Below are 17,977 nucleotides of genomic sequence, written 5' to 3'. Positions count from 1 at the left end.
AAAAATTCTCATTTAGAACAACTAAATAGCGAATTTTTTGCCTAGCTATCAACACGTTTTTCCACCCTCAAAATAGATCTCTTAATTAAGCGAATTGGTATGAGTATAATTTCACACCCTATTAATTTTTTTCAACAACATTAAAAAAAGCGGCCAAGGCCGCTTTTTCAATATCAATTATTCTGAAGGAGGATTATCATCCGCTACTTCATCAATAACCGTATCTACTGTTTCAACGTCTTCAATATCAATTAAGTCACTTTCTGTAACTTCAATCTCTTCTATACGTTGTAAACCAACTACTTGCTCTCCGTCAATAGTTCTGATCAAAATAACACCTTGTGTGTTACGTCCAACCGTTGAAACTTCATTAACGCGAGTTCGTACTAAGGTACCACGATTCGAAATAATCATTATTTCATCGTTGTCATCAACTTGCACAGCACCAACAACAGCACCGTTACGTTCACTCACCTTAATTGATACAACACCTTGTGTTGCACGGCTCTTAGATGGGTAATCTTCAAGTTGTGTACGCTTACCGTAACCATTTTCAGTTACCGTTAGAATGGCACCGTCAGTTTTTGGTACAATTAACGATACTACGCGTTGCTCGTCTGGCATTTTAATACCACGAACACCTGTAGCAGTACGACCCATTGGGCGAACACCTTTGAAGCGAATCTCAGGGTTACCTTCTTCGTCTAATACTGGGTTGCCGTTTTCATCAACAACTGTTGTTTCTTCAGCTTCTTTGAAGCGTACAACTTTACCTGCATCAGTGAACAACATAATTTCGTTGCTACCATCGGTAATATCAACACCAATCAAGCTATCGCCATCATTTAAGTTAACAGCAATAATACCGCTTGCACGTTGACGACTGTAAGCCGTTAATGGTGTTTTCTTAACTGTACCGAATGCAGTAGCCATAAAGATATATTTATCTTCTGCGTACTCGCGTACTGGCAATATAGCAGTAATACGTTCATCAGCTTCAAGTGGTAACAAGTTAACAATTGGCTTACCGCGCGCTGCACGACTTGCTAGTGGTAACTGATACACTTTAAGCCAATATAAACGACCGGCCGTAGAGAAACATAAAATAGTATCGTGTGTATTTGCAACTAACAGACGTTCAATGAAATCTTCATCTTTCATCTTCGTTGCTGACTTACCTTTACCACCACGACGTTGTGCTTCGTAATCAGACAATGCCTGATACTTCACATACCCTTCGTGAGAAAGCGTTACAACAACGTTTTCTTCGGTAATTAAGTCTTCAAGGCTGATATCGTGAGCCGCTGCATTAATCTCGGTACGACGTTCGTCGCCATACTGCGCTTTAATTTCAACTAGTTCGTCACGAATAACTTCCATTAAACGCTCAGGTGTTGCCAAAATATAAAGTAGCTCAGCAATTAACTCTAACAACGCTTGATATTCAGTTAAGATTTTTTCGTGTTCAAGACCAGTCAGCTTGTGTAAACGCAAATCTAGAATTGCTTGAGCTTGTTGCTCAGAAATATAGTATTGACCGTCGCGAATACCTAAATCATCAGCAAGCCAATCTGGACGGGCTACATTATCTTCGCCTGCTTTTTCAAGCATACCTTGTACATGACCTAATTCCCACGGACGTGCAGTTAAAGCAATTTTAGCTTCAGCAGGTGTAGGTGATTTACGAATAAGCTCGATAATTGGGTCAATGTTTGCAAGCGCAATTGCTAAACCTTCAAGCGTATGAGCACGGTCACGCGCTTTGCGTAAATCAAACACGGTACGACGAGTTACTACTTCACGGCGGTGAATAATAAACTCTTCAAGCATTTCTTTTAGATTAAAACACTTAGGTTGGTTGTTAATTAATGCAACCATATTCATACCAAACACAGTTTGTAACTGAGTTTGTGAATACAAGTTATTTAAAATAACTTCGCCTACGTCACCACGTTTAATTTCAATAACGATACGCATACCGTCTTTATCTGATTCATCACGTAGTGCACTAATACCTTCAATTTTCTTATCTTTAACAAGCTCAGCAATTTTTTCAATTAAACGGGCTTTATTAACTTGATAAGGAATTTCGTGAACGATAATTGTTTCACGGCCTGTTTTTTCATCGGTTTCGACGTCGGCGCGTGCACGCATGTACACTTTACCACGGCCAGTTAAATAGGCTTGTTCAATGCCTTTTTTACCGTTGATAATTGCAGCCGTTGGGAAATCAGGACCAGGAATATAATCCATTAACTCTAAAATAGTTAAATCAGGATTTTGAATAAGTGCCAAACAACCGTTCACAACTTCAGTTAAGTTATGTGGTGGTATATTTGTAGCCATACCTACTGCAATACCCGACGAACCATTCACTAATAAATTAGGGACTTTCGTAGGTAACACGTCAGGGATGAACTCAGTGCCGTCGTAGTTAGGAACGAAATCAACCGTTTCTTTTTCAAGATCGGCTAATAACTCATGCGACATTTTTGCCATACGTACTTCTGTATAACGCATTGCCGCTGCTGAATCACCATCAACCGAACCGAAGTTACCTTGGCCATCTACAAGCATATAACGTAGTGAGAATGGCTGAGCCATACGAACTATCGTGTCATAAACTGCACTGTCGCCGTGTGGATGGTATTTACCGATTACGTCACCGACCACACGGGCCGATTTTTTGTAAGGCTTGTTCCAGTCATTACTAAGCTCGTTCATTGCAAACAAAACGCGGCGATGAACAGGTTTTAAGCCGTCACGTACGTCTGGTAATGCACGTCCTACTATTACGCTCATTGCGTAATCTAAGTAGGAGTTTTTTAACTCGTCTTCAATATTGACTGGCAGAATTTCATTGGCGAGATCAGTCATTTGATATCACATTCCTTCAGTATCAGCTCTCAACAACCCGGTATTGGGTATTAAGAGTATTGTTATTATTTCTAACAGCCATGCTATCACAATTAATTTTAATTTACAGGCGCAAAACTTTGCGATTTATCAATTTAGCCCTATATAATGGCCTCAGATTGACGAGGAAGTATTTTATGACCGAACATCAAAATGTAGATCACGCAGAAATAGCAAAATTTGAAGCCATCGCTGAGCGTTGGTGGGACCTAGACGGAGAATTCAAACCTCTTCACGAAATTAACCCGTTACGTTTAGACTTTATAGCAAACAAAACGCAAGGCTTATTCGATAAAGAAACACTCGACGTTGGCTGTGGCGGCGGTATTTTAAGCCAAAGCATGGCGCGTATGGGTGCAAAAGTAACTGGCATCGATATGGGCCAAGAGCCTCTAACCGTTGCTAAGTTGCACAGTTTAGAAACTGGCGTAAATGTAGATTATATAAAAGTGCCTGCAGAAGAGTTTGCAACACAGTACCCTGAGCGCTTTGATGTAATAACGTGTATGGAAATGCTTGAGCACGTTCCCGACCCAGCATCTATCATTCATGCTGTAGCTGCACTTGCCAAACCAGGCGCGGACGTGTTTTTTTCAACCCTGAACAAAACACCTAAAGCATATTTATACGCGATTGTTGGCGCTGAAAAACTCTTAAAAATGGTGCCTGAAGGTACACACGACCATAAAAAGTTTATAAAGCCTGCACAGCTTATTGCATGGGCAGAGCAAGCCGGTTTAAAAGTTCGTGCAAGTACAGGGCTTTCTTATAACCCACTATCAAAGCAATATACGCTCAATAGTGACGTTAGCGTAAATTACATACTTTATTTTGAGAAGTTAGCTTAATGGCTAACTCTCAAGCCCCCCTACCCCTTATTGAGTACGATGCATTTTTATTTGATTTAGACGGCACCCTACTCGACACAGCTGATGATTTAGGTGCCGCTTTAAACGCAGTCCTTATTAGCAATAAAATAGAACCTGTTAGTAGTGATATATACCGTCCTGCGGCATCTAACGGCGCAGGCGCATTATTAGAGGCTGGTTTTAAAGAATTATGGGCTAAACAACCCCAAAGCGAGCTTATAAAGCAATTAGTTGACGAGTACGCCACAAACATAGCAAATCACACACGTTGCTTCAGCGGAGTTGAATCGTTACTTATCGCCCTTGATCAGAAAAAGATCAAGTGGGGGATCATGACTAATAAACCAGGGTTTTTAACCGATCCTTTAGTGGCAGCTATTCCCGCATTAAAAAATGCCAGTGTAGTAATAAGTGGCGACACATTAGCTGAAGCTAAGCCATCACCTCTACCACTGCTACATTGTGCAAAGCTTATGCAGGTAGAACCAAGCCGATGTTTATACATTGGTGATGCACAGCGTGACATACAAGCAGGCAAAGCGGCAGGTATGCATACCGCAACGGCACTTTGGGGTTACATTCCAAGTAAAGATGAAGCGATAGCTTGGGAAGCCAATTTTAACTGGCTAAGCCCAATTGATGGTTTTAACCATATATAGTGCTATGTTAATTATTAAACACTATATATTGTGATTGTGTTAGTTTTCACACAAAGCTTGCTGATAAAAAAAGCAGTCAGAATTTATTTTTAAAATGCGTAAATTTAGCAGATCATTAGTTTACTTTTTAAACGCCTTTGGTTGAGTGGTCGTTTAAGTGTGAGCGTCTACTAACACAAATACGCTATACCGAAGTTATCCACAAATAGGGGCAATTATGTCCCTTGCAAAACAACTCAGACCACATTAGAGTTTTATTAACACTTTGATGGGATTGATATTTCAATTAAGTGGAGGGGCTAACACCATACTCAAATTTTGAATATGATGTTAGCAAAGACACTTGCTCGAGTTTTAAGAAAGTGCCCAAGTTTGGAAGTTTGAGCGTAACTTATTCTTATATTCTCAGCAAGTGACTAACTCAGATTTAGGATAACTAAAATTGAAGTTCAGTTTATCTATAGAAATATCAGAAAGTGTAATAATAGGTATTTTTAAAATTATTACACTGAGCAGCATGCTCTTTGTATAAATTTAAATGGGCTATCTTTTAGCCCATTTCTATATCTTCCCTCTAATTATGCTTTTTATTTATAAAAGCGTTCAACCATGAACACTAAACAACTCACTTAGATAGTGCACTGAAACCATATATAGTGCTATGTTAATTAATAAACACTATATATTGTGATTGTGTTAGTTTTCACACAAAGCTTGCTGATAAAAAAAGCAGTCAAAATTTATTTTTAAAATGAGTAAATTTAGCAGATCATTAGTTGATTTTTGCATATTTCAACTTAAATGATTGTTCGAAGGTGAGTGTCTACTAACACAAATGCGTTATCCCAAAGTTATCCACAAACAGGGGCAATTATGTCCCTTGCAAAACAACTCAGACCACACTATCTTGTGATCTCTAAATTGAACAACACCAGATATTGTGGCCAAATGTTATTCAATTAAATTCGCCAATACGGTGAAACCTATAATAAATGAGTATGTACCTTGCTTCGGCGAGGCATAAAGCATTGGTCAAAATACATAATTCCCAAGGAATACAGGCAAATGAACCAACAGTTATCTGTAAGCAAACGTGACGGGCGCAAAGAACCTCTTGATCTGGATAAGATCCATCGCGTTATTGAATGGGCCGCCGAAGGTTTAAGCAACGTTTCGGTTTCGCAAGTTGAATTAAAATCGCACATTCAGTTTTACGACGGTATTCGTACTAAAGACATTCACGAAACCATCATTAAAGCAGCAGCGGATCAGATTTCAAAAGAATCGCCTGATTATCAATACTTAGCTGCACGTTTAGCTGTATTCCATTTACGTAAAAAAGCGTACGGTCAATTTGAGCCACCACGTTTATTTGACCACGTAACAAAAATGGTTGGCGATAAACGCTACGATGCTCACTTATTAGTAGATTACACAGAGCAAGAATTAGACGAGCTTGATGCATACCTTGATCATTCTCGCGATCTTAACTTTAGCTACGCGGCTGTAAAACAGCTTGAAGGTAAGTATCTCGTTCAAAACCGTGTATCGGGTGAAATCTACGAAAGTGCACAGTTTTTATATATTTTAGTAGCAGCGAGCTTATTCTCTGACTACCCGCGTGAAACACGCGTTTCTTACATTAAGCGCTTTTACGACGCAGTATCGTTATTTAAAATATCTCTACCAACGCCAATTATGTCGGGTGTACGTACACCTACTCGCCAGTTTAGCTCGTGTGTATTAATTGAATGTGGCGATAGCCTTGATTCAATCAATGCAACGTCGTCAGCTATTGTTAAATACGTTTCACAACGCGCAGGTATTGGTATTAATGCTGGTCGAATTCGTGCGCTAGGTAGCCATATTCGTAACGGCGAAGCGTACCACACAGGTTGTATTCCTTTTTATAAGCACTTTCAAACAGCTGTTAAAAGTTGTTCGCAAGGTGGTGTACGTGGCGGCGCTGCAACATTGTTCTACCCGCTTTGGCATTTAGAAGTAGAAAACCTACTTGTACTTAAAAATAACCGTGGTGTAGACGACAACCGCGTTCGTCACCTAGATTACGGCGTACAGTTTAATAAACTAATGTACTCTCGTTTAATTAAAGACGACTACATTACGTTATTTAGCCCATCAGATGTGCCTGGTCTTTACGATGCATTTTTTGAAGACCAAGCTGAGTTTGACGCGCTTTACGTAAAATACGAACAAGACGAATCGATTCGTAAAAAACGCATTAAAGCGATTGAGCTTTTCTCTATGTTTGCGCAAGAGCGTGCTAGTACAGGTCGTATTTATTTACAAAATGTGGACCACTGTAATACACACAGCCCGTTCATTGCTAAAGTTGCGCCTATTCGCCAATCTAACTTATGTTTAGAAATTGCATTGCCAACTAAGCCACTTAATAACGTAAATGACGAAGAAGGCGAAATTGCCCTTTGTACACTGTCTGCGTTTAACTTAGGTGCAATAGAATCACTTGATGAGCTTGAAGAGCTAGCAGAACTTGCAGTACGCGCACTTGATAACTTACTTGATTTCCAAGACTACCCAGTACCGGCTGCTAAAAATGCAACTATGGGTCGTCGAACGTTAGGTATAGGCGTGATTAACTACGCATACTACCTAGCTAAAAACGGTAAGCGTTATTCAGATGGCAGCGCAAATGCACTGACTCATAAAACATTTGAAGCGATTCAATACTACTTGATGAAAGCATCAAACGAGCTTGCTAAAGAGCGTGGTGCCTGTCCTAAGTTTAACGAAACAACGTATTCACAAGGCATTATGCCAACAGATACGTACAAACGTGATTTAGATAAAATTTGTGATGAGCCACTTCATCTTGATTGGGATACACTGCGTGCAAATATTAAAGAGCACGGTATGCGTAACTCAACACTAAGTGCGTTAATGCCATCAGAAACATCGTCGCAAATCTCTAATGCAACAAATGGTATTGAACCACCACGTGGACATATTAGCGTTAAAGCAAGTAAAGACGGTATCTTAAAGCAAGTTGTTCCTGAGTATGAGCGTTTAAAAGATCAATACGAGCTACTGTGGGACATTCCATCAAACGATGGTTACTTGCAGCTTGTTGGTATAATGCAAAAATTTGTAGACCAAACAATTTCTGCAAATACAAATTATGATCCAAACAAGTTCGAAGGCGGTAAAGTACCTATGCAAGTCTTATTAAAAGACTTACTAAGCGCGTACAAACTAGGTGTTAAAACCTTGTACTACCACAATACTCGTGATGGTGCCTCAGATATGCAAGAAGATACTCCAGAAGTGGAAGATGATGATTGTGAAGGCGGCGCGTGTAAAATATAACTGCTGATTTTTATTTTAAGCGGGCATTTAGCCCGCTTTTTCTGATAGTTTTTTGAGTGATAAACATGTCTTATACTACTTTTAGCCGAAACCATAATAACCAAATGCAAGAGCCAATGTTTTTTGGCCAAACTGTAAACGTATCTCGTTACGACCAACAAAAATACCCAATTTTTGAAAAACTAATCGAGAAGCAACTGTCTTTCTTTTGGCGTCCTGAGGAAGTAGATGTAAGTAAAGACCGTTTAGACTTTCAAGCGTTACCCGATCACGAAAAGCATATATTTTTAAGTAACCTAAAATACCAAACTTTGCTTGATAGTGTGCAAGGTCGTTCGCCAAACGTTGCCCTACTCCCTATTGTATCGCTACCAGAGCTTGAAACATGGATAGAAACGTGGGCATTTAGTGAAACGATTCACAGCCGCTCATACACACATATTATCCGTAACGTAACACAAGCACCTGAACTTATTTTTGATGACATTGTTAGCAACGATAAAATTAGCGAACGTGCTGATGCCGTAACAAAATACTACGACGACTTAATCAACTCTGTATCGCTTTACAATTTATACGGTGAAGGCAAGCACGAGATTAATGGTAAAACTGTTATCGTGAATTTGTTTGAGCTTAAAAAGAAACTATACCTAGCTATGATGTCGGTAAATATTCTTGAAGCGATTCGCTTTTACGTAAGCTTTGCATGTTCGTTTGCGTTTGCTGAGCGTGAATTGATGGAAGGTAACGCTAAAATCATCAAGCTTATTGCGCGCGATGAGGCACTTCACCTTTCGGGTACTCAGCATATTTTAAACATTATGCAAGACGGTAAAGATGACCCAGAAATGGCGATTGTTGCAGCCCAGTGCCGCGACGAAGCGATTAAAATGTTTGTTGATGCTGCAGAGCAAGAAAAAGAGTGGGCTGAGTATTTATTTAAAGATGGTTCAATGATTGGCTTAAATAAACATATTTTATGTCAGTACGTTGAATACATTACTAATGCACGTATGACTGCCATTGGCTTGCCAGCACAGTTTGAAAATAACAGTAACCCTATCCCATGGATAAACTCGTGGTTAGTGTCTGATAATGTGCAAGTAGCACCACAAGAAGCAGAAATTAGCTCATACCTTGTTGGTCAAATAGACTCTCAAGTTGATGCATCAGAATTTGGTGATTTTGATTTATAATGAGTGACAAGTCTACTGCAAGCATAACGCTTGCAGAAAACAGCCAGTGTATAGAATTTACCGCTGGCTGCCCTTCTCTTTTACAGTGCTTAGAATCCATGAAAATAGACGTCGCATTCCAATGCCGCGAAGGTTACTGCGGCGCTTGTAGAGCAACTTTAGTGTCAGGCAGTGTTGAGTATAACGAAGAGCCACTTGCGCTTGTACGCGAAGGCGAAATACTCCTGTGCTGCTGTAAACCCAATGGCAACGTAAGTATTAATTTAAAGTAATTTTCTGACAAATAAAAAGCCAATAATGAAAACGTTATTGGCTTTTTTCTTAAGGTGCATTACGGCTAAGTTTTATTTTTCTTTCAAATAAACGGTTTTCTTCTCTAGATATTGCTCTAAACCAAATTTACCATCTTCGCCGCCAAAGCCGCTCTGTTTCCAGCCATTATGAAAACCTTGATGCTGCTCACCCATACCACGGTTAATATAAACTTCACCCACTTCTAACTCGTTAATTGCTTTATTAATATCTGAAAAGTTTTGCGTAAATATATAAGCGCTTAAGCCATAAATACTGTCGTTACAGTATTTAATCGCTTGATCCATATCTTTAACTTTGACAATTGGGAGTACTGGCCCAAAAGTTTCTTCGTGCACTGCAATGTTATCTTGCTTAACGTCTACAAGTAACGTTGGTTCGTACCAACAACCACCTTCGAAACCCTCAACAGAAGCAACTTTACCACCAGTGGCGACAGAAGCGCCTTGTTGAATACTTTGTTGAACTATGTGATCAATGTTGTCTATTTCACGTTGATTACATTTAGGACCCATTTGTGTATCTGGGTTCATAGGATCCCCAACACGAAGTGCTTTTACAGCTGGTATAAATTTAGCCATAAACGCATCGTACACAGACTCTTGAACATATAAACGCTCAACACAGGTGCATACTTGCCCGCAGTTAGCAAAGCGACCCCAAAGCGCACCTTCAACAGCCTCATCAAGGTCGGCATCTGCCATAACAACCATCGGGGCTTTACCGCCAAGTTCAAGCATTACAGGCGTCATATATTCTGCGCTAGTTTTATAAATTTGCTTACCTGCAGCAGTAGAGCCTGTCATGGTGATCATTTTAGTAATTGGGCTTTCACACAATGCTTGGCCAACAACAGAACCTGATCCATTAATAACGTTTAGCACGCCAGCAGGAATCCCCGCTTCGTTTGCTAAACGACCCAGCTCGGTGGTTGCTAAAGGTGTTTCTTGAGTAGGTTTTAATACAATAGAGTTACCTGTAATCAACGCAGGTCCAATTTTACGACCAGCCAATGCCAGCGGAAAATTCCACGCAGTAATACCAACAACTACGCCACGTGGCACTTTATAAATGTATATTTTTTCATCTTCGTTATCTGAAGGTAAAATATCGCCTTCAATAGTAAGTGCATGGTCGCATGCATAGTCAATAAAAGTCGCTGTTACGTCGACTTCCATTTGTGCAACTGATAGCAATTTACCTTGCTCTGCAACAAGCATTGGTGCAAGAATATCTTTATTTTCACGAATTTTATTAGCAAACACGCGCAATATATTTTGACGTGTGCGAGCTGTCAATTTAGCCCACTTTTTCTGGCCTACATTCGCTGACTCAAGTGCATACTGCGCATCTTCTATACAGCCTTTTGGTATTTCACCAATTTTTTTACCCGTAGATGGGCTTAATATTTCAATGGTGCCACTTACTTTAGAAGCGACATATTCACCATTTATAAAATTCACATTATTATGAAAGTTCATTGTACTATCTCCCCATCCATCCGCCATCAACCAATAAAATAGCGCCGTTTACATAACTAGCAGCCTCAGAAGCCAAGAACACTGCGGGCCCTTTAAAGTCTTCAGGATTTCCCCATCGACCTTGTGGAATGCGCGCTAAGATGGCTGCATTACGCTCTTTGTCATTGCGTAATGCTTCAGTATTATCGGTATCAATGTAACCTGGCGCAATGGCATTTACATTAATGCCTTTGCCAGCCCATTCATTTGAAAGCGCCATAACCAATTGCCCAATAGCACCTTTACTAGCTGCGTAACCTGGTACTGTAATACCACCTTGAAAGGTAAGCAAAGAAGCTGTAAAAATAACTTTACCCTCGCCATGTTCTATCATTTGTTTGCCTATTTCGCGGCTTAAAATAAATTGAGCATTTAAGTTAACTTCAATCACTTTATCCCATAAATCATCACCATGCTCAGCCGCAGGAGCACGTAGGATTGTACCTGCATTATTAACTAAAATATCAATTTTTGAAAAATCACTTTTTACATCATTAATAAAAGAATAAAGCGCATCACGATCACCAAAATCACATTGGTAGGCTTTAAAGTTTCGGCCAAGGGCTTTAACTTCTTTTTCTACTTCTGAGCCTTCAAGCTCTAAGCTTGCAGATACACCAATAATATCAGCGCCAGCCTGCGCTAAACCTAGTGCAATACCTTTACCAATACCGCGCTTACAACCTGTAACTAGGGCTACTTTGCCTTCTAAGCTAAATTTTTCTAGCATCTGATTCATTTTCATACCTTTATAATTTTTATTATTGTGGATTACATTCAACAAGCGCTTTCATGCCTTCTGGATTTCCATCCATACTCGCAAATGCACTACCAATATCAGTTAACGAACTAACCGAACTAATGAAAGGTTTAAGATCTATTTGGCCCGATGAAATTAATTCGATAGCCCAATCAAAATCGGCCGCTTCGTATACACGTGCACCTAATAACTCCAACTCTTTCCAAAAGAATTGAAATAAATCGATTTCAGGTTTAACACTGTGAATAGCCACCATTACTATACGACCCCGACGCCCTGCTATTTCGGTCATAGCCTCTATTGCGGGTTTTACGCCTGATACTTCAAATACAACATCTGCACCTTTTGTTTGTGTCCAACTATCTACATAGGCAGCTAAATCTTCTTCAATGGGATTAACCGATTTAACACCTAGCTCATCGGCAAAAGCACGGCGGCTTTTGTTAGGCTCAGACACGAGTACTTCTGCACCAACACTTTTAGCAACCGCAGCAACTAATTGCCCAATTGGCCCGCCACCAAGTACAACCACTTTCTCACCCGCTTGTAAGCGCGAGCGTCGTACATCATGGCACGCAACCGATAAAGGCTCTATTAATGCGCCTTGTTTTAAATCAACGCCTGCTGGTAATTTATGCAAAGTACGCGCTTTAACTGTCCAGCTTGACTGAAAAGCACCTGGTGTATCTATTCCCATAAACTTTAAGTTTTGACAAATATGCGTATGCCCTGCATTACACGTAGGACAATCGCCACACCAATCTAATGGGCGTACTACCACGTTTTCCCCTACAGCAAAGCCTTCAACGCCTTCACCTATTTCTGCAACAACACCTGATATTTCATGGCCAATTGTTTGCGGAATAGACACTCGTTGATCCATCACACCATGGTATATGTGCATATCAGTACCGCAAATCCCAACGTATCCAACACTCAATCTAATCTCACCCGCTTTAGGTTTAATAGATGTGCCTTCAACAATGTTAAATGACTTGTTACCTATATATTGTGCAGCTTGCATATTTTTATACCTTCAAGAATGTTTAATTAAATAGTAACCAAGTAATGCATCATTAAAACAATGCCGATACGAGGAATATCAAAGTGAACTATCACACCTTAATATGGTTTATTGTTAACAATTTACACCTAGGTATGTTGTTTGTAAAGCCACTCTTAATATTTAATATAACTTCAGAGCAGTAAAGCGGGCCTGTTAAAAACATTAAGGCTTGAGTAATAAAATTTACTTGTATGTTTTACTTTCAACCTATATTGTCAACAATTAACACAATATAAAGGAGGACTATAGTGATTAAAAACAAAAAATCAATTCTTAGCTTACTGATAATTAGCGCTATAAGCTTAGCGGGATGCAGCCAAACCACACAAACGCCCAGTAGCCAAACAAGTAATAACGTTGTATTTTCTGATGTGTCTGAACAAGCAGGCTTAATAACACAAAAAAACTGGAAGTATGGCGGCCCTACCATTGCCGATATAAACAGTGATGGTCATTATGATCTGCTGCTAACAAATCACGACACCACCCCTATTCGTTTATTTATGGCAAATGGAGATGGCACATACACACTACAAAACGATATTTTTCCACGAGCAGATCTACACGGTATGTCGGCCGGTGATTACGACAACGATGGCGATCTCGATGTACTTATTGCACTAGGCGGTGGAAATGGCACCACACCTCAACCCCAGCGACTACTTAAGAACAATAATGGTAAATTTGAAGATAAAACTGTTGAAGCTGGCTTATCTAAAATGGGGGCTCGCGGGCGCTCTGTGCGCTGGGTTGATGTAGATGCCGATGGTGATCTTGATTTTATACAAGTAAACGCCGAAAAATTAATTCACGAAAACTCACCACGCAATATCATTTTTGAAAATCTCGGTAATGGAAAGTTTACTTATCACCCATCAGCTACTTTTGAAAATATAAAAGCCGAGCGTGTATTATTAACCGATTACAATAACGATGACATACTCGATATTTTTGCTTTTGATGGATACAACGATTTAACTATTTATCAAGGTAATAACGACTTTACCTTTGCCAATGTTACTAAAGATCTATTAGGTGCAAATAGTGAAGCCTACAAAGGCACGCTCGCAGTTGCACAAGCTGATATAGATAACGACGGCGATATGGACTACTACCTTGCTCGCGGAAAGCTAAGCTACGCTATCGCTAATAACAGTCTATCGTTTAATAAAGGCAGCAAACGGCTAGACCTGCGTGATGAAGGTAATAAAAGCCACGATGGCATAACACTCATTACCGACAACACAAACTCAGGAAGTCTTATACTAAGTGACTTTTATCACTTCCCGCGTGCCAAGCTATTAAGCCAAATGGATGTATACATAGGCGAGAAAAAAGAATTAATAAATACACCCAATAAAAACACCACCATTAGCCAGAAAAGAGCACGCGGGTTTCCAACTAAGCTTGATAAAACTGGCTGGTACATTGGGTATTTAGGGAATAATAAATGGCGAGTAGAATGGGTACTTACCGATAACCTTGCATGGGATGTACGCGCATCATTCAAAAATGTAAAAGGCTATCAAAGCGATTGGCAACCACAAAATCTCGCCCTTCCTGATGTATTACTACGTAACGATAATGGTAAGCTGGTTGATATTTCATCTAAATTATCAGCATTAACAAACAGTAATAACTGGGGAGTTGTACCCGGCGATTTTAATAACGACACAAAAATAGACTTTATGGTCTATCGCTTTGGCGAACTAAAAGAGCGAGTTGCTGATGTTTTACTCATTAACCAAGGTGATTACAACTTTAAAGCAACAATCACTCATAACGCCGATACCGAACGTGGCTTAGACTCACACGGCGATATGGGAGCCGCATTTGACTTCAACCTAGACGGAAAACTCGACCTACTAAGCGGAGATGAAGATAACGGCCAATGGCATTTATATAAAAATACCACTGAGTTAAGTCACGCCCACTTCACCCTTATTAGAGTTGGATACTCAAAAAGTGGGGTTGATCCGTATGGTGCAAAAGTACAAATTAAAACAGCAACTGCGAACCAATATCAAGTTATTGGCTCGCAAAGTGCTACTCACTCGCAAAGCTTACTTAATATTGTACATTTTGGATTAGCACAAGCAGATTCAATCTCATCAGTTATCGTTACATGGCGAGATGGCAGCTCTGAGCTTTTAAATAAACAACCTGCAGATCAATTAATAAGTATTGGTAACTTAAATAACTGATCTATAGACGCGACTCTCATGGCCCCCTTAATTAAGCGAATAACGACAGGGGGCTTGTTTTACCAATTCAATATTCTGCTTATTTAACTGTTCAAAAAAACTTATCTATCTGTACTTTGTATTCCCATGGTTGCTGCAATACATTATTCGTATTGTGTTTATTCCACTCATTCCAAAGCTTTGCTAATTTCGCTTGTTCAGCAGGTAATGTATCAACCAAGATATGTCCTAGAGTTTTATCACTAACTTTAAGTGCGTTAAGTTAAGCTTATCTAATACGACAACAATCGGGCGATCCATAGCAAAATTCGTCGCAGCTAATACTCCCCCTCGCCTATAAAATGTGCAAACTGAGCTTAAGCAGCATCCGTTGCTTACTCGGCCTATGAACCGCTGAAAGCGATAATACAGCAAAGAAAGGTTGTTTATTCGGCGACTGATTAATCAGTAAAATGACTGGCTTGAGTCGCAAGTGTATCCACTAAGTACCCTTCGTGTTCAGCATAGTGTTTAAAGTCTCGCTCCATCTTTTGAGAAGGGTAAGCCTGTTGTTCTGCTTTACCATATGAAAAATAACCACGCGCGCCATCACGAAAACAAAAGTTATCAAACTCTCGCTGAGTAGCGATGATATTCATCGTGATTACCTTGAAGCCTATGCGGTAGGATTTAATAACTCAGCGTACTTTTCAACGGTATTTAAAAAACACACCGAGTTATCACCAAAAGAATACCAACATCAATGCCAATTAAAGTCATCGATGAGGGCAGTTAAATGAGTTTATTTAATTTCCACATCACCATAACGCTGCTGATACAAAGATTTATGAACTTGTTTAGCCGCTTCAACTAACTCTGGGTAGGGAATGTCTGTTGTTGTTACAAATCCAACATTATAATTTTCGCCATCATACGCCCGACCGGTAATTGGCGAATCGATATATTGGAACCAGTGAGCACCAATTAAATACGGATTATCAATAACCGTTTTCATATAGGTTTTGTACATATCAGCACGATCGCGTTGATTAGCAGCATGGATAATGCCTGGATTCGGTTGACCAGTATCACCTGAACCAATGTGAAATTCCCCAATAATCGTAGGCATATCTAGTTCTTTCAACATATCCCATGTCATCGGGTCTAGTCCTTCACGATAATAATTATAACTGATCACATCGGCATACTTCTTAGCAGACCAGCGAGCTTCTGGCGATGTCCCCCAAGAAGTAAACCTCGCGCCCATATATAAATGGTCAGGCAATACTGATTTTAAAGAATGATTTACAACCTTAAAATATTCATCGGAGAAACGAGTTAACAACCACGACAAATCGGCAATCATAGCGTTATTAAAATTACTGTCTTTTTTATAGTTAACGCCAGTATTATTAAATACTTCCCATGACTTAATATTTCTATTCCATGCCTTATTTAGCTGGCTAATAGTTTTATACTTTTGTTTTAACATATCACTGAACACTGATTTGGTCGGGCTATTCGCAGTCGTTTTAGATAGTGCATCAAGTACAATGCCATAACGTAAGGTTGTTGAGCCCTCTCCTCCCCAGCTCATTTCGTTATCAATAAACACCCCAATACACCAAGGGTTATTTTGTACTTCTTGGGCAATAACTTGAGTGGTTATGTTAGCTCTTTTAACAAATTCAGGATCGAAAGGGTCAGGCATGGCTCCCCAATAATCAAAACCAGAACTCAACCTTTTAAAGTCGCCGATGATCCACCCATTCGCAAAATAGGGAACTTGTTGATTATTATAAAAACTAGCATCGGTCCAATTCCCAAATGAAGTAAAGCCCCAATCTTGCATTCTTTTTAAGGTTACTTCGCGCCATTTATCAATATAAGAATCTGGGTATTGCTGAGCATAACGACGTTCTAAATTTGCTTGGTAAAAGCTAAAAACTTCCCCATGTTGGATTGGTCCAAGATGAGATGAGCGCTTGTAACTATAGTGATTTGCCAACTTATCATTATACTGTGGTAGCCAATTAAACATGGCTCTTCGGTCTGGATAAGCGATGTAGGCTGATTTTTGATATTTAGCTAAATTACTATTTAAACCCTTTGAATCTTCTGGCGTTACATCATCAGGGTCACGCGCTCTGACCGCATCATCGCGATAATCTACACCTGTAAATGTTGTTGTGTTAGCCATTCGCGCGTTGGCAATACCTGAGGAAAAAAACAAATAACCTTCGGGGTCAACTAACGCCCATTTGCCATTTACTTTTTCCGTACGAAAAAAACCTGTTGCCTTTAACTTAGGCCCTTGCTTCCAACCGCCAAACTTACTTCTATCCGCCCGCGGGGTTACTTTCGACAAATCATTTAACTCTTTATTTGCGATTGCTCTTAATTGTTGTTCAGAGCTGACCTTTAACGGGTAGTTGACCTGTGTAGATTGACCAAATTTATCGACGATGTTTGTTAAAAAATCTGGTTTTGCATCGGGTATCGTTTCGAATCGTAAATTATCAACGGTTACAGCCGTTGGATTTATTTGAGTTTCTGTATAGATAGCGATACTTTCAACTTGGCTAAAATCTACATTGAGTTTAGCGCCTCTCAAGATCATTTTTCGTGCGGTTGTTTTAAAGCTAGCAGGAGTGTCCCTGAGTCCTGTATCAACATTTAAAGTCTGGGAGTTGAGCTCAAAATATAATGTAGCGTGCTCGTTAGTTGTTAGCCCAATTGTACGTCTTTGGACTTGTTTATCTTTACCTGTGATATTCACACTGAGCATCACTGGAAAGTCGCTTACGTTTGAAACATCGAAAAATAAAGCGCTATTGCCCAAAACACTCAGATCCCATAACTTATTCGGTTTGAGTGTGATCCCAGAGAATTTATGCTTAGTGGAAAACGAAAGCTCTAATGCTTTATTTTTATTTTTAATTACTTGTGTCGTTTTTATATTTTTATTTGTTAGTTTATAACTGTTACTAGCGTGCTCAAAATCGTCAATTAAAATAGTCTTGTTATCGTGTTGCAAGTCAAATTCCCTTGCAACACCTTCACCGCTTAAAACTAACGTTGAGTATACAAAGATAGATAAGCATCTAATTATTTTATTCATTTTATTACCTTATACTTTAACGAGTAA

Annotated in this window: 14 protein-coding genes; 7 read left to right on the top strand and 7 right to left on the bottom strand. The window is 39.5% G+C overall.

Annotated elements, in window-relative coordinates:
• Nucleotides 1–177: 177 nt before the first annotated feature.
• The gene (gene gyrA, locus I6F42_RS06150) at nt 178–2,877 is read right to left on the bottom strand and encodes a DNA topoisomerase (ATP-hydrolyzing) subunit A (protein WP_007583046.1); all 2,700 of its coding nucleotides are present in this window, start codon (nt 2,875–2,877) and stop codon (nt 178–180) included.
• Nucleotides 2,878–3,053: 176 nt separating this feature from the next.
• Between gyrA and ubiG the strand changes: the two genes are divergently transcribed.
• The 5 genes from ubiG (at nt 3,054) to yfaE (ending at nt 9,260) form a co-directional block, all read left to right on the top strand.
• Entirely contained in the window at nt 3,054–3,764 is a 711-nt protein-coding gene (gene ubiG, locus I6F42_RS06145; protein ID WP_008171708.1) for a bifunctional 2-polyprenyl-6-hydroxyphenol methylase/3-demethylubiquinol 3-O-methyltransferase UbiG, read from the top strand.
• Nucleotides 3,764–4,444, top strand: coding sequence for an HAD family hydrolase (locus I6F42_RS06140; protein WP_007583042.1), 681 nt, complete (start codon nt 3,764–3,766; stop codon nt 4,442–4,444). Before ubiG ends, I6F42_RS06140 begins: the two co-directional genes overlap by 1 nt.
• A 1,065-nt stretch (nt 4,445–5,509) precedes the next feature.
• Entirely contained in the window at nt 5,510–7,792 is a 2,283-nt protein-coding gene (nrdA, locus tag I6F42_RS06135; protein ID WP_010552863.1) for a class 1a ribonucleoside-diphosphate reductase subunit alpha, read from the top strand.
• A 65-nt stretch (nt 7,793–7,857) separates the two neighbouring features.
• Nucleotides 7,858–8,988: a class Ia ribonucleoside-diphosphate reductase subunit beta gene (nrdB, locus tag I6F42_RS06130; protein WP_007583038.1), complete on the top strand. Its 1,131-nt coding sequence runs from the start codon at nt 7,858–7,860 to the stop codon at nt 8,986–8,988.
• A complete protein-coding gene (gene yfaE / locus I6F42_RS06125) occupies nt 8,988–9,260 on the top strand; it encodes a class I ribonucleotide reductase maintenance protein YfaE (protein ID WP_010552864.1) in 273 nt (90 codons plus the stop codon). Before nrdB ends, yfaE begins: the two co-directional genes overlap by 1 nt.
• Before the next feature lie 72 nt (nt 9,261–9,332).
• On the opposite strand, the gene aldA is transcribed toward yfaE, so the two are convergent.
• The 3 genes from aldA to I6F42_RS06110 are packed head-to-tail and all read right to left on the bottom strand — an operon-like array spanning nt 9,333 to nt 12,604.
• Nucleotides 9,333–10,781 carry an aldehyde dehydrogenase gene (gene aldA / locus I6F42_RS06120; RefSeq protein WP_197151482.1) on the bottom strand — a complete coding sequence of 483 codons (1,449 nt, stop codon included), beginning with the start codon at nt 10,779–10,781 and terminating at the stop codon, nt 9,333–9,335.
• Between the two features lie 4 nt (nt 10,782–10,785).
• Entirely contained in the window at nt 10,786–11,550 is a 765-nt protein-coding gene (locus I6F42_RS06115; protein WP_033012689.1) for a 2,5-didehydro-3-deoxy-L-galactonate 5-reductase, read from the bottom strand.
• Nucleotides 11,551–11,581: 31 nt separating this feature from the next.
• Nucleotides 11,582–12,604, bottom strand: coding sequence for a zinc-binding dehydrogenase (locus I6F42_RS06110; RefSeq protein WP_165725812.1), 1,023 nt, complete (start codon nt 12,602–12,604; stop codon nt 11,582–11,584).
• 290 nt (nt 12,605–12,894) lie between these two features.
• Here I6F42_RS06110 and I6F42_RS06105 point away from each other — a divergent pair, with 290 nt between their 5' ends.
• Nucleotides 12,895–14,850 carry a CRTAC1 family protein gene (locus I6F42_RS06105; protein WP_010552867.1) on the top strand — a complete coding sequence of 652 codons (1,956 nt, stop codon included), beginning with the start codon at nt 12,895–12,897 and terminating at the stop codon, nt 14,848–14,850.
• A gap of 91 nt (nt 14,851–14,941) precedes the next feature.
• Here the strand turns inward: I6F42_RS06105 and I6F42_RS20315 are convergent, their stop codons facing one another.
• Together I6F42_RS20315 and I6F42_RS06095 are read right to left on the bottom strand one after the other, a co-directional pair.
• The gene (locus I6F42_RS20315) at nt 14,942–15,070 is read right to left on the bottom strand and encodes a hypothetical protein (RefSeq protein ID WP_269435891.1); all 129 of its coding nucleotides are present in this window, start codon (nt 15,068–15,070) and stop codon (nt 14,942–14,944) included.
• Nucleotides 15,071–15,290: 220 nt separating this feature from the next.
• Nucleotides 15,291–15,488, bottom strand: a complete 198-nt coding sequence (locus I6F42_RS06095; RefSeq protein ID WP_007583024.1) for a hypothetical protein — start codon at nt 15,486–15,488, stop codon at nt 15,291–15,293.
• On the opposite strand from I6F42_RS06095, the gene I6F42_RS06090 reads away from it, so the two are divergent.
• Entirely contained in the window at nt 15,423–15,629 is a 207-nt protein-coding gene (locus I6F42_RS06090; protein WP_308807876.1) for an AraC family transcriptional regulator, read from the top strand. The two genes, I6F42_RS06095 and I6F42_RS06090, sit on opposite strands and share 66 nt — an antisense overlap.
• A gap of 2 nt (nt 15,630–15,631) precedes the next feature.
• On the opposite strand, the gene I6F42_RS06085 is transcribed toward I6F42_RS06090, so the two are convergent.
• Nucleotides 15,632–17,950, bottom strand: a complete 2,319-nt coding sequence (locus tag I6F42_RS06085; RefSeq protein WP_197151480.1) for a beta-galactosidase — start codon at nt 17,948–17,950, stop codon at nt 15,632–15,634.
• Nucleotides 17,951–17,977: the final 27 nt, after the last annotated feature.

Origin of the sequence: Pseudoalteromonas sp. SWYJZ12 (assembly GCF_015864395.1) — a bacterium.
In the GTDB taxonomy this organism is placed as follows: Bacteria; Pseudomonadota; Gammaproteobacteria; order Enterobacterales; family Alteromonadaceae; genus Pseudoalteromonas; species Pseudoalteromonas arctica.
This window is presented reverse-complemented; position numbering and strand designations above follow the sequence as displayed.